Origin of the sequence: Streptococcus fermentans (assembly GCF_040888305.1) — a bacterium.
GTDB lineage: Bacteria > Bacillota > Bacilli > Lactobacillales > Streptococcaceae > Streptococcus > Streptococcus fermentans.
On record NZ_JBFNFG010000002.1, the window covers coordinates 193450 to 207826 of the forward strand.

General features: G+C 37.8%; 11 protein-coding genes and 1 pseudogene. 2 read left to right on the forward strand and 10 right to left on the reverse strand.

Features of this window, described 5'->3' with window-relative positions; translation table 11 throughout:
- The first annotated feature begins 2 nt into the window (after positions 1–2).
- Complete coding sequence (locus tag AB2B50_RS03280) at positions 3–1553, forward strand: ClC family H(+)/Cl(-) exchange transporter (RefSeq protein WP_320692422.1); 1551 nt, start codon at positions 3–5, stop codon at positions 1551–1553.
- 508 nt (positions 1554–2061) lie between these two features.
- Here AB2B50_RS03280 and AB2B50_RS03285 read toward each other — a convergent pair.
- Positions 2062–2374: pseudogene (locus AB2B50_RS03285) on the reverse strand (transposase); the annotation flags it as partial.
- 504 nt (positions 2375–2878) lie between these two features.
- Positions 2879–3901, reverse strand: coding sequence for a hypothetical protein (locus AB2B50_RS03290; protein ID WP_320692423.1), 1023 nt, complete (start codon positions 3899–3901; stop codon positions 2879–2881).
- A gap of 635 nt (positions 3902–4536) precedes the next feature.
- Between AB2B50_RS03290 and xerS the strand changes: the two genes are divergently transcribed.
- Entirely contained in the window at positions 4537–5607 is a 1071-nt protein-coding gene (gene xerS, locus AB2B50_RS03295) for a tyrosine recombinase XerS (RefSeq protein ID WP_320692424.1), read from the forward strand.
- An 84-nt stretch (positions 5608–5691) separates the two neighbouring features.
- Here the strand turns inward: xerS and AB2B50_RS03300 are convergent, their stop codons facing one another.
- The 8 genes from AB2B50_RS03300 to AB2B50_RS03335 all read right to left on the reverse strand — a co-directional run bounded on the left by AB2B50_RS03300 (position 5692) and on the right by AB2B50_RS03335 (position 14371).
- Positions 5692–6333: a hypothetical protein gene (locus tag AB2B50_RS03300; RefSeq protein ID WP_320692425.1), complete on the reverse strand. Its 642-nt coding sequence runs from the start codon at positions 6331–6333 to the stop codon at positions 5692–5694.
- 108 nt (positions 6334–6441) lie between these two features.
- A complete protein-coding gene (locus tag AB2B50_RS03305) occupies positions 6442–7431 on the reverse strand; it encodes a lipoate--protein ligase (protein WP_320692426.1) in 990 nt (329 codons plus the stop codon).
- Positions 7432–7489: 58 nt separating this feature from the next.
- On the reverse strand, positions 7490–9193 hold the full coding sequence (gene lpdA / locus AB2B50_RS03310; protein ID WP_320692427.1) for a dihydrolipoyl dehydrogenase: 1704 nt from the start codon (positions 9191–9193) through the stop codon (positions 7490–7492).
- Positions 9194–9231: 38 nt separating this feature from the next.
- The gene (locus AB2B50_RS03315; RefSeq protein WP_075230519.1) at positions 9232–10275 is read right to left on the reverse strand and encodes a dihydrolipoamide acetyltransferase; all 1044 of its coding nucleotides are present in this window, start codon (positions 10273–10275) and stop codon (positions 9232–9234) included.
- Between the two features lie 325 nt (positions 10276–10600).
- Positions 10601–11593 carry an alpha-ketoacid dehydrogenase subunit beta gene (locus AB2B50_RS03320; protein ID WP_006152177.1) on the reverse strand — a complete coding sequence of 331 codons (993 nt, stop codon included), beginning with the start codon at positions 11591–11593 and terminating at the stop codon, positions 10601–10603.
- A 17-nt stretch (positions 11594–11610) separates the two neighbouring features.
- Positions 11611–12579: a thiamine pyrophosphate-dependent dehydrogenase E1 component subunit alpha gene (locus tag AB2B50_RS03325; RefSeq protein WP_320692428.1), complete on the reverse strand. Its 969-nt coding sequence runs from the start codon at positions 12577–12579 to the stop codon at positions 11611–11613.
- A 179-nt stretch (positions 12580–12758) separates the two neighbouring features.
- Complete coding sequence (locus AB2B50_RS03330; protein WP_320692429.1) at positions 12759–14099, reverse strand: MATE family efflux transporter; 1341 nt, start codon at positions 14097–14099, stop codon at positions 12759–12761.
- Positions 14100–14110: 11 nt separating this feature from the next.
- On the reverse strand, positions 14111–14371 hold the full coding sequence (locus tag AB2B50_RS03335; protein WP_320692430.1) for a hypothetical protein: 261 nt from the start codon (positions 14369–14371) through the stop codon (positions 14111–14113).
- Positions 14372–14377 lie beyond the last annotated feature (6 nt).

A 14377-nucleotide genomic window follows, 5' to 3' on the forward strand; every position in this document is an offset into this window, starting at 1 on the left:
TTATGGAGGAACAATCGGAAATACTTAGTTCCAAGAAAGAATTTGCTTTCGCGTCCAGTACGATCTTAGCTCAAGTAGGGCGAGGTATTATTGTCGGATTAGTCGTAGGACTTATTGTAGGATCATTTCGATTTTTGATCGAAAAAGGCTTTCATATCGTTCAAGGATTTTATCAAGTCCAAGAGAATCTGATACGGAATCTATTGATTATTTTATTGTTTTATATGCTAATTTGCTTAGTTAGTGCAAAATTAACACGCTCAGAAAAAGATATTAAAGGATCAGGTATTCCTCAAGTTGAAGCGGAGTTAAAAGGTCTCATGTCTCTCAATTGGTGGAGTATCCTCTGGAAGAAATACATTCTAGGTATCTTGGCCATTGCGAGTGGGCTCATGCTCGGTCGTGAAGGTCCCAGTATTCAGCTAGGTGCCGCTGGAGGGAAAGGAATTGCTAAATGGCTCAAGTCTAGCCCTGTTGAGGAGCGTTCCTTGATTGCTAGCGGAGCTGCTGCTGGACTTGCTGCAGCCTTTAATGCACCGATTGCAGGACTCCTATTTGTAGTAGAAGAAGTCTACCATCATTTTTCACGATTTTTCTGGGTTTCTACCTTGGCTGCTAGTCTAGTAGCAAACTTTGTTTCCCTTCTCATCTTTGGCTTAACACCTGTACTTGATATGCCAGACAATATCCCTCTCATGAACTTGAGCCAATATTGGATTTATCTGGTGATGGGGATTTTTCTAGGACTCTCAGGTTTTCTCTATGAAAAAGCCGTTCTGAATGTTGGAAAAGTATATGATTGGATTGGCCAAAAGATTCATCTGGATAAGGCCTATTATCCTATTCTAGCCTTTCTTCTTATCATTCCAGTAGGAATATTCCTGCCACAAATACTTGGTGGAGGAAATCAGGTTGTCTTATCCTTAACAGAACAGGATTTTAGTTTTCAAATTCTCTTGGCTTACTTTATTATTCGCTTTATCTGGAGTATGATCAGTTATGGTAGTGGACTACCAGGTGGTATTTTCTTGCCAATTTTAGCTTTAGGCTCCTTACTTGGTGCCCTAGTAGGTGTTATTTGTGTCAATCTAGGCCTTGTTACCCAGCAGCAATTCCCTATCTTTGTGATTCTTGGAATGAGTGGGTATTTTGGTGCTATCTCAAAAGCACCTTTGACAGCTATGATTCTTGTGACTGAGATGGTCGGTGATATCCGCAATCTAATGCCTTTAGGGATGGTGACCCTAGTTGCTTATATTGTTATGGATCTGCTTAAAGGGGCGCCCGTCTATGAAGCCATGCTTGAAAAAATGTTACCAGAAACCGCAAGTGATGATGGAGAAGTTACCCTAATTGAAATTCCAGTATCAGACAAAATAGCTGGTAAGCAAGTACATGAACTCAATTTACCTCATAACGTGCTCATCACAACCCAGGTACATAATGGCAAGAGTAAGACAGTTAATGGATCTACAAGGATGTATCTGGGTGATATGATTCATCTCGTAATTCCAAAAAGTGAAATTGGAAAAGTGAAAGATTTGTTGTTGTAGGATTGGTTGTTTACATAACTTATGTTATGTATCGTATATAGTTGGTCTAAAATTAGTAATTAAAAAGATAGACCGAGTCATATGAATCAAAACTCGATTCCTAAATAATGGTATCGAGTTTTTATATTTTATTCTGATAAACTGTAGAAGCTTTAGAAATTTTTTAAGTCAATAAATTAATGATCAATAATTCACTTAGCGAATCTAGTCGTTTTTTAGAAAAACTAAAAGTTTATGTACAATTGACTTAACGTGAGCTAAACTATTGATACAACTGAATTAGAAGCATAAAGTACATTCTTTAAGGAGTGTACTTTATTTTTATTTTGTACATTATTTTGAAGTGTTATTTTGTATATTTTCTAGTTCATAACATCATCTGATTTAAGGAATTGATTTGTACATTTTTACTCTAATAGGTGCAGAAGAAGTAGTGGTTCAATTGTACATTTTTTGCTACTCATTTAAGGTCTTATTGATAGTAAGATATAGATTTTTACTCGTGGTGCTAGTTAATCTCAAAGTATCTCAGATTATAAGTCAGTACAATTTGCTCCATTCTCAACTGCAATCCTGTTAAGCCTCTAGCTAGTGTTTGTTCGACATCAAAAAAAGCACAAAGTTCTGAAAATCGAGTTTCAATAGTCCGTCTCATGATAATGATTATGTTGTTTAGCTCTTGCCATATTTTGAAGTAAAGGCGTCCAAAGATGGTAACCTTTCTGTTTCAACTGTTCTCTGAGTTCATAGCTAAGATAAGCTAAATCAGCTAAAACATAGGGTTGAGAACAATTTTCTAGTAAGTCATCAACTGCCTTGACCGTCGATTAAACCGACTTCTTTCAAGGAGACACCCACAAGGATTCTTGTTTAGAAGCACCGAATCAATCAAGAAGGATCACCCAGAGGTTCCAGAATTTGAAGAATATGACGAGCTACTTGAAGCAATCAAAAAATCCCTTTATAGGGATTTTTTATACTTATAATACCTTGTGCAAAATAGTCGTATATATCAAAATCAGAGTCACGTTACCTACTATTAGACCAAAAGTCGCAAGCAAGGTCTTTGCTGTACCCGGCTTAAAATCTGCACTAATCAAATATGGCCAAAAGCATACCATTGGGAAAACGGCTATTAACACGCATACATAGGTAGGAAAGTTTGTCCAAAGAAAGCGTGTCGTCTCTAACCAGTGCCCCCATGAAGGTATCATTATTTTGCTTATAGTGAAAAGTATGCATATAAGGTGGACCATCAGAAGATAAATAGCATACTTTGTCTTGCTCGGTACTTTTTTCTTTTTCATTTTATCTAACTATCTTTGCTAATTATTCTCTCGTTCACCTGCAATATGAACTTTAAAACTAAAATTAACTATATTATTATTCGAATCAATGTCCAAATTCATAAAGTATTGATTCCAAAAGAATTCATTGTTACCTGTTCCCCACTGCACACCGTAATGTCCCAAATATTCATCTCTTGGCTCGCTTGGAGTCAGCCATATTTTTTTCCCAAATACTTTCGTGAACTCGTTTTCGTCAAGCTTCTTTAGCAAATCTATACCATCTATATTATATGAAATTCCATATTTTGTGGCAACAGCTGTGCACTCAGAATCGAAGCAAACCTGCGTAACTACACAGTCCTTCAGCTCCGTACTCTTCCTCTTATCTCCGTAAACACCTATACATCCGAGAACTACATTCTTCTTTACAAGAAGATAGGTAGATCGCGTAACTGCTGAGTCATATGACTTAAAGCCGTTTGGTACTGTTACACCGGAACCTTGGTATTTATAATAGCTTCCCGATGTCAAAAGCTCATCATACTCGGAGTAGTCCTGTTTACCATTTGAAACATATATATCATACCCCTTATCCATCAAATCCGACACCTTCGTCTCAGATAACTTTATCTCCGTATTACTAATCATCAAAGCTTGCGCCTTGTCAGGTAAACCGATCAGTATGTATGCGAACATCAAAAATACAAATACCATAAGTACTGCAACAATGTATATCCATGATTTTCCCGTTCTCTTACGCGCATTGAAGTAGGCCATAATCGATGGCGTTACAATCGCAGAAGCAATTGGAGCTGCACCGTGTCTAAACTTGCTCATTATAAATAAAGCAACCGCAAGACTAATTAGAATCATCGAGATATAAAAGATATTCTCTTTCAAACTCAGATTGCCGGTTCTGGTTTGCTCATTCGCAGGCGCATCGTACATAGGTACACCATTCACATCGTTTCTCTTCAAATATGAGCGCAAGCCAAGAGCTGTTCCTATGAATAATAGTGCTAAGAAAACCAGCAACCCAATAAAAACTAATCTTTCCATCTAAAACCTTTTCTTTGAATAAGTTCTTATCTTTCAAATACATCCCAAATACATCCATAGTATAACACAAATTTAAATTGTTTTCTATGAAGCAATTATTCATAATGTATACAAGCTTTTCAGATTATTTTTTCTTTACACCTCTTTTTCACTATGTTAAAATTGTATAGAGTTTAATACTTGTTTTATTCTAAACGTGCGCATCATTTTAGCGCAAAAAACAAATTTAATTCCGTTGTTTCTGTAGTTAACTTTTTTATCGAAGTAATTCAGGAGTCCTATATTCAATATGAAGTTAGGAGACCTTATGGGAAATCCAAAATAGAAAGTAAAAGTCTGATTTAAATTAAGTAAGAGATTAGCTAACTAGTTTAAGTCAAATATAACACGGCCATGATGCATGAGCCCGTGTTTTTGTATGAATGTACAATTGAAAAACTTTTAGTTTTCACTTAAATAAAGTACATATTTAAGGATAATTAACTCTAAAAAAATTTTTGGTATTTTGGTTTATGCTAGTTAGGATATCCATTCCTATATAGCCCTCTACAACATCTTTCCGAAAAACTATAATTTTCTTGAAAAATATATCTAGCTATGCTATACTACTAGTATAGAAAGATTTGGAGAAAAACATGAAACGCGAGATCTTATTAGAACGGATTGATAAACTTAAACAAGTTATGCCCTGGTATGTTCTTGAATACTATCAATCGAAACTGGCTGTACCATACAGTTTTACGACCTTGTACGAATACTTAAAGGAATACGATCGATTTTTCACTTGGGTTTTGGAATCTGGTATATCGAATGCTGATACCATAGCAAATATTCCTTTAGATGTTCTTGAGAACATGACAAAGAAAGACATGGAATCTTTTATTCTTTACTTACGTGAACGTCCTTTGCTTAATGCTAACTCAACTAAAAATGGTGTCTCTCAAACAACCATTAACCGTACTTTATCAGCGCTTTCTAGTCTTTATAAGTATTTGACTGAGGAAGTTGAAAACAATCAGGGAGAACCTTATTTCTATCGCAATGTTATGAAGAAGGTTGCTACCAAGAAAAAGAAAGAAACTTTAGCTGCACGGGCTGAGAATATCAAGCAAAAACTCTTTTTAGGCGATGAAACGGAAGGTTTCCTTAACTATATCGACCAGGAATACCCCAAAACTCTCTCAAATCGCGCTCTATCTTCTTTTAATAAGAATAAAGAGCGAGATTTGGCCATCATTGCCCTTCTTCTTGCTTCTGGTGTCCGTCTCTCTGAAGCAGTTAACCTTGATCTTCGAGATCTCAACCTCAAAATGATGGTGATTGATGTTACTCGTAAGGGTGGAAAGCGCGACTCAGTCAATGTTGCTGCCTTTGCTAAGCCTTATTTAGAACAATATCTTGCTATTCGAGACAAACGCTATAAGACAGAAAAAAAGGATACAGCTCTCTTTCTGACCTTGTATCGAGGAGTTCCGAACCGAATTGATGCTTCTAGTGTTGAAAAAATGGTGGCCAAGTATTCAGAAGACTTCAAAGTCCGTGTGACACCCCACAAACTTCGCCATACGCTTGCAACACGTCTATATGATGCAACCAAATCCCAAGTTTTGGTAAGTCATCAACTAGGACATGCTAGCACACAGGTAACGGACTTGTATACGCATATCGTTAATGACGAACAGAAAAATGCCTTAGATAGCTTGTGAGATACATAATATAAATTATGTAATGTTTTCGTGTTAAAAAAAGAGAGTAAGATTTTTTATGGAATCTTACGCTCTTTTATTCTTCTATAAAAATTCGATCCAATAATTACGGTGTGGCTCAATAATGACTGGTTTGCCCCAGAATGATTTTAGATAGGCCAAGTTTGCAGGGGTGACCGGTCTTTTTTCATCATTGAATTTCTCTGCACTCTCTTCTGTTAGAAAGCATTTAACAGCTTCATATGGTGTACCATCGCCCGCTATTCGATCAATTCCTAAATAAGCAATTTCATCACCGGCTTTTGGAATATCTGTAAATAGTTTACCAATAAAATAAACCGTCTTATCTTTCATTAATTCATAAGCCTTACTATTTTCCAGTCTGTTATTCGCTGCAGCATACATAATACAAAAACTGTCCACAATATCTTTTAAAGGCATTAATTCTTCTTTGCTGACTATAATTTCGTCGGGAGCAAGTCCACCAATGATTAAGTTTTTATAATGAGGTTGCTGGATGACATTATCTAAAGCCATTCCTAATGGTAGTTGGACTGCTTGATAGCCTAATGGTTCTAGCTCTTGCTTTTTCTGGTCAAGGTGTTCTTGTGTAATACTGATATTCAAATCATATGGACTTGAAGGTTGTTGCTTGCTAAAAAAAGCTACTACTATACGGTCTAACTGTTCAAATAGACCAAGATTTTCTACTGGTACTTTCATCATTGAATTTAATCCCCTTTTTGTTCAGATTTCCTCTTTATTCTACTCTCATTATTTTTGAATATCAAGTCTAAGATAAAAGATATCCACGTTAAATGGATATCTTTTACTTTATTCAACAACTGCTTCAGCAATTTCTTCAGCAGTAATTCCTGCGAAGTAACGACCTAGGTTAATGGTTTGTAGGGCTTTAAGAATGTCTTCGCGTTCGTATTTGACACCACGAAGAACATCTTCTACTGCTGCAACATCTTCGATACCAAAGAAGTCTCCATAAATCTTAATGTCTTGGATTTTGGATTCAATAACGTTAGCAAAAATTTCAACCTTACCGCTTGGGAATTTAGTTCCACGACGGACGTTATACTCTGGTGATTTACCATAGTTCCAATCCCAAGTTCCAAACTTAGTATCTTTGATACGATTGATTTCAGCCAATTCTTCATCTGAGAATACATATTCTGTCATCTCAGGGTATTCTTTTTTCATGTATTCCAAGAGTAAATCACGGAATTCTTCAACAGTGATTTTTTCTGGCAATTCATCGATAATATTAGTTACACGAGCACGAACTGATTTAACCCCTTTTGATTCAAACTTATCTTTAGACACTTTAAGTGCGTTAGCTAGGACTGACAAATCCACGTCAAAGAGAAGACAACCATGGTGCATGATACGGCCATTGATATAGGCTTGTGCATTTCCACAGAATTTCTTACCGTCAATTTCCAAGTCGTTACGGCCTGTAAATTCAGCTTTAACACCAAGTTCAGCCAAGGTATTGATAACCGGAGTAGAGAAGCTCTTGAAGTCAAAAGCCTTGTTTTCATCTTCTTTTGAAATGATGGTATAGTTTAGGTTGTTCAAATCATGGTAAACAGCTCCACCACCACTGATCCGACGGACTACTTCAATACCGTTTTCGCGTACATAGTCACGGTTAATTTCTTCGATGGTATTTTGGTGACGACCTACAATGATAGATGGTTTGTTGATCCAAAGAAGGAAGATTTGATCTTCATCAAGAAGATGCTTAAAAGCGTATTCCTCTAAAGCAATATTAAAGGGAGTGTCGTTTGAATGATTGATAATGTATTTCATAAGATACCTTCTAATACGATAGAGACTGGAAAATAATTCCAGTCTAGTCTATCTATTTTTATTTTTTCTTAGGTGAATGAATGGCCATTCCAAGAACATCAGCAAATGCTTCGTACATAACTTCAGAGTATGTTGGGTGACCGTGGATTGTTTTAAGCATTTCTTCTACAGTGATTTCCATTTCGATGATGCTTGACGCTTCGTTGATCAATTCAGCTGCTGCAGGACCAATGATGTGAACACCAAGGATTTCACCATATTTCTTGTCTGCAATGACTTTAACAAATCCTTGAGCAGCATCTGATGCAATTGCACGTCCGTTTGCGGCAAAGTTGAATTTACCGATTTGGACATCGTATTTCTCACGAGCTTGTTCTTCAGTCAAACCAACTGCTGCTACTTCTGGAAGTGTATAGATAGCTGCAGGAGTCAAGTTCAATTTAGCAACATGGTGATTTCCTTTAAGGGCGTTTTCAGCAGCTACTTCACCCATACGGAAGGCAGCGTGAGCCAACATCTTAGTACCGTTGATATCACCTGGTGCATAAATACCAGGAACAGAAGTTTCCATGTACTCGTTAACCTTGATACGACCACGGTCTAACTCAAACTCAACTTCTCCGATTCCTTCAAGGTCTGGAACACGACCGATTGAAAGAAGAGCTTTGTTTGCGATAACATCATCTTTTCCTTCAACCTTGATACGAAGTTTGCCATCTTCTTCAATGATTTCTTGCAGTTTAGTACCTGTCAAGATAGTCATACCTTTACGTTCAAGAATCAAACGAAGGTTTTTAGATACTTCCGCATCCATTGCTGGAACAATGCGGTCCATCATTTCGATAACAGTAACTTTTGAACCGAATGTCATGAAGGCTTGACCAAGCTCGATACCGACAACCCCACCACCAATGATAACGAGGCTTTCTGGTACTTCATTCATTTCAAGGATGTCATCACTAGTCATCACAAGGGATGATTCCATACCAGGAACATTGATTTTGCTTACTTTTGAACCACCAGCAAGGATGATCTTCTTAGTTTCAAGCAATTCAGAACCATTTACCAAGACATTCTTATCTTTAGTAATAGTACCGATACCTTTATGAACATCAACTCCATAGCTACGAAGAAGTCCTGCAACACCACCTACAAGGGTATTGACAACTTTAGATTTTGTTTCTAAAAGTTTCTCCATATCAACTGTGAAATTAGGATTTTCAATTACGATACCACGATTTGCTGCATGACCGATATTTTCAATGATTTCAGCGTTGTGAAGGTAAGTCTTGGTTGGGATACATCCACGGTTCAAGCAGGTTCCACCAAGTTCAGATTTTTCAACAAGAGCAACCTTACCACCTAATTGTGCAGCTTTAATAGCAGATACGTAACCAGCAGGTCCACCACCGATAACAACGATGTCGTAAGCATCATCGCTCTTACCATCATCGTTCGAAACACTTGCTACAGGTGCTGGGCTAGCTTCTGGTGCAGCTGCTCCAGCTGTTGGGATATTTTCCCCTTCTTCACCAAGATAACCGATAACTTCAGTAACAGGAACAGTCTCGCCGTCCCCTTTTAGGATAGCGATCAAGTAACCGTCTTCTTCTGCTTCCAATTCCATGCTGACTTTGTCAGTCATGATTTCCAAAAGGATTTCTCCTTCTTTTACAAATTCTCCGACTTTTTTATTCCATTGGACGATTTGTCCTTCTGTCATATCCACGCCGGCTTTTGGCATAATTACTTCTAAGGCCATATCTTACTTCCTCTATCTATTTTTCTAAAACAAATACTTTAAACCAACATTGAGATTGGGTTCTCAATCAAAGCTTTTAAGTCTTTCATAAACTTAGCACCAGCCATACCATCTACGACACGGTGGTCAATTGTCAATCCAAGACTCATAATTGGACGAATCACGATTTCACCATTAACAACAACTGGTTTCTCAATTGTTGAGCTAACCCCAAGGATTGCTGAGTTCGGTTGGTTAATGATTGGACCGAATGATTGAACACCAAACATTCCCAAGTTACTGATGGTGAAGGTTGAGTTTTGCAATTCGCTAGGAGCTAGTTTACCATCCAAAGTACGTCCGATAACATCTTTGAAGGCAACTACCAACTCAGACAAACTCATTTTTTCAGCATTATAAACAACTGGCGTCATCAAACCATTATCCATTCCGACAGCCATCGCAAGGTTGACATAGTTGTGAGTGATAATAGTCTTGCCATCTTCTGTCAATGAAGCGTTGATGTATGGGTGTTTCATAAGAGTCTTAACAACGGCAAGTGAAAGCAAGTCTGTAACAGTGATTTTCTTACCAGTTGCTTCCATGATTGGATCAAGAACTTTCTTACGAAGGGCAAGCATTTCAGACATATCGACATCGTAGTTAAGCGTAAAGGTTGGGGCAGTCAAGTATGACTCAACCATACGTTGAGCAATAACCTTACGCATGGGTGTCATTGGAATACGCTCGATTTCTCCATAAGGTGTCACGTTATCTGGAACTTCTTCCACTTTCTCGATTTGAGCAGGTGATTTAATCGTATCGTTTTCGATATTTTCAGGAAGGAAGGCTAAAACATCCTTCTTCATGATTTTACCACGATGACCAGTTCCTTGGATTTCTTGCCAAGCAATATTATGCTCTAGTGCAATTCGTTTTGCGAGTGGCGAAATGCGAACCACGTTAGTGTCTTTAAATGTTTCCACGTCTTCTTTGTGGACACGACCGTTTGCGCCTGAGCCAGAAATATCGTAGAGATTAATTCCTAAATCATCCGCTAATTTTCTAGCTGCAGGAGTCGCTCTTAGCTTATCATCAGCCATGACCTCTCCTATTCTATTATAAGATATTAAGGACGAAGAGGGCAATGAAAAAATAGGAGATTGACGATGTGTTCGATGAACACAAGGAAATCTATCTTTTTTTCACAGTCCTCCGTCCGGATTCAGTTACAACTCTACAAGTAACTTGGATACGAAACGTATCTCAAGTTACTACGGTTGCCGCTATAAGGCGGTTAACCTAGTAGACTTACTAAGTCGTTCGTCGGTTAATATCGACCCGACTCTCTCCTGTCGCAACTTTTCAACTTACTTAGATACAAAACGTATCTCTAATAAGTCTTGTTTACATAATTTATATTATGTATTATTGTTTGTTGTGAGTTTTACGAATAGCATCTTTGATGCTTTCAACTGTTGGAATCATTGCATTTTCAAGATTTTGTGCGTAAGGCATCGGTACATCCTCACCTGCACAACGGCGAATAGGTGCATCTAAATAATCGAATGCTTCTGATTCTGAGATAATAGCTGAAATTTCACCGATAAAACCACTTGTCTTGTGGGCATCGTTGACAAGAACTACTTTTCCAGTCTTCTTAACTGAGTTAATGATGATGTCTTTATCAAGTGGAACCAAAGTACGTGGGTCTACTACTTCAACTGAAATCCCTTCTTCAGCCAATTCTTCAGCTGCTTGCATGACACGACGAAGCATTTTACCGTATGTTACTACTGTTACATCAGTTCCTTCGCGTTTGATTTCTCCGACACCAAGTGGGATAGTATAGTCTGGATCAACAGGAACTTCACCTTTTTGGTTAAATTCTGATTTGTATTCAAGAATGATAACAGGATTGTTGTCACGGATAGAAGACTTAAGAAGTCCCTTCATATCAGCTGGTGTACCTGGAGCTACAACCTTCAATCCTGGGATATGAGTAAACCAAGATTCCAATGATTGTGAGTGCTGAGCTGCAGAACCTACTCCGTTACCAGCGGCACAGCGGATTGTAATAGGCACTTGACCTTTACCACCAAACATGTAACGAGTTTTAGCTGCTTGGTTGACGATATTATCCATGGCAATAACAGAAAAGTCCATGAAAGTCATGTCAACGATTGGGCGAAGTCCAGTCATAGCAGCACCAGCAGCTGCTCCAGAAATCGCTGCTTCGGAAATCGGACAGTCACGTACACGTTCTGGTCCAAATTCTTCAAGCATACCTACAGATGTACCAAAGTCTCCACCGAAGACACCGACATCTTCACCCATCAAGAGTACATTTTCATCGCGACGCATTTCCTCAGACATTGCAAGGATAATGGTATCGCGGAAAGACATTAATTTAGTTTCCATATTTTCTCTACTTCTCCTTAGTCTGCGTATATATCTTCAAAAGCTGATTCTAGTGGAGGGAATGGACTCTCTTCAGCAAATTTAACAGATGCTTCCACTGCTTCCTTAACTTGTGCTTGAATTTCTTCAAGTTCTTCTACACTTGCAATCTTGTTCTCAACAAGGTACTTACGAAGATTTTCGATTGGATCTTTTTCTTTCCACTCTTCTACTTCTTCACGTGTACGATATTTACCAGGGTCAGATGACGAGTGACCAAGCCAACGATAGGTTACACTTTCAATCAAGACAGGACCTTTACCAGAACGAACATGGTCGACTGCTTTCTTAAATCCTTCGTAGACATCGATTACATTGTTACCATCTTCGATAAACATCCCAGGAATACCATAAGCAGCACTACGCTCATGGATATGCTTGACATTTGTCATTTTCTTAATATCAGCAGAGATTCCATAACCGTTATTGATACAGTAGAAAATTACTGGAAGATTCCAAATTGAAGCCATATTAACAGCTTCGTGGAATACACCTTCATTAGTCGCTCCATCACCAAAGAAGCAGACAACGATTTTACCAGTGTTTTTCATTTGTTGTGTAAGAGCTGCACCTACTGCAATCCCCATACCACCACCTACGATACCATTAGCACCAAGGTTACCTGCATCTAGGTCTGCGATATGCATAGATCCACCTTTACCTTTACAAGTTCCAGTGCATTTACCAAGAATTTCAGCCATCATACCATTGAGGTCGATACCTTTAGCGATGGCTTGCCCGTGACCACGGTGATTTGAAGTGATCAGGTCATCCTCGTTTAGAGCCAACATAGCCCCAACATTGGCAGCTTCCTCACCAACAGAAAAGTGCGTCATTCCTGGCACTTTTCCTTTTTTTACTAATTGAGCAATTTTTAAGTCCATACGACGAATTTCTTCCATCTTACGGAACATCTCAAGCAAAAGATTTTTATCTAAAGTTGACATAATCTTGCCTTTCTAAGTTTAAATTCTTATAGTTCTATTTTACTGTATAGGTTAATTTGTGTCAAAAAATATGCCTACAATTTTTCACAATATAAAAAAAGAAAAGTCAGTAAAATCAAGACTTTTCTTTATATAAAATACAAATTTCACAAGTTGTTTTTTCATTATTTCTCAACAAATCATTTGAATCTTTTCATAATAACTTGTAAACGCCACTGATAGAGAATTCCACTTACCATTAAACTAATGATGAGAGCAATCCAATAGGAGTACGCACCTAAACTAGTCGAATAATCAAGATATAACCCAAGCGGAATCCCAACACCCCAGTATCCAAGAAGACCAAGGCAAAAAGGAACAATCGTATCCTTGTAACCTCTTAAAATCCCTTGCAAAGGTGCCGCAAAGGTATCAGCTAACTGGAAGAACAAGCTATAAGTCATAAAAGAAGCTGTTAGTTGGATAAATTCTTGATCTTGACCATATAGTCTGGCTACATTTTCACGATAGATGTAAAGAAAACTAAGTGTTAAAACTGCAAACACCATAGCTGTTAAACGACCAATGTGGATATACTGTTTAGCATCGTCTAATCGTTTAGCTCCTACCTCATAAGAAATCACAATGGCCATGGCAGTTGAAATACTCATAGGAAAAGCATACATCAGATTTGAAAAGTTCATAGCTGACTGATGACTGGCAATAATAAGTGATGAGAATTTCGCCATAATCAAACCAACAACTGAAAAAATGGCTACTTCAGCAAATACCGTCCCACCAATTGGTAGACCAAGATAAATAGCTTCCTTGATTTTTTTGATTTGTAGAGGCATAGGTTTTTGGAGTTGATATTCCTTGAGCTTTTTATGCTTTAACAAGACCAAAACCGAAATCAGCAACAAAGCCCAGTAGGCAAGGGAAGTCCCTAGACCTGCTCCTGCACCTCCTAACTCAGGAAAACCAAAAGCTCCATATATTAGTAAATAGTTAAATCCACTATTTAAAGGAAGTAAAAGAAGCATGAGATACATAGACAATTTTGTCAGTCCTAGCGTATCAAGTAGCGAACGAATAACACTAAAAAGTAAGAGAGGAATAATACCGATGGCTAAGAGCCATAGATAACGTATGGCAACGCTGGATACAGCCACTTCCAGTCCCATGAATTGTAACACAATTGGTGCTAAAAAGAAAACCAAGACAAAAAGTACGATAGATAAGGCTAAAGCCAAATAAAGAAATTGATAAAAATCCGAAGAAACTTCTTTCTTTTTTCCTTGTCCCAAATGGTGACCAATAATAGGGACCAAGGCTGAGACGATTCCAGTTAAAAAAGTAAAGAAAGGATTCCATAAACTAGTTGCAATTGAAACACCCGCTAGATCGAGAGTATTATATTGGCCCGTCATCGTGGTATCGACAAAAGATGCGGAATAATTAGCGAATTGATAAATTAAAATAGGAAAGAAAATTTTTAAAAATAAGATGATTTTGCCTTTAATAGTTTCTGTTGAATGCATACCTACTCTTTCTACTCCTTTTCATCCAAGCCAAAAAGCTTTAATCCGTATTTTCTCAAGCTCAAAGGTGGATTACTAGTTTTTGATGTCGTGTGCCAGCAATTACATGAGGCGCAATAATAGCTTCTAACCAAGCCACCATTATCATACTCTACAGCATGATCAGCTTTTTCCTTGGTTTCATACTGAATTTTAGCACGGTTAGCAGCTGGACAATATACTCCATGGCAAGCATTTCGTTTACGATTTCTAAATTTACGAAAATAATTCATCCTCAA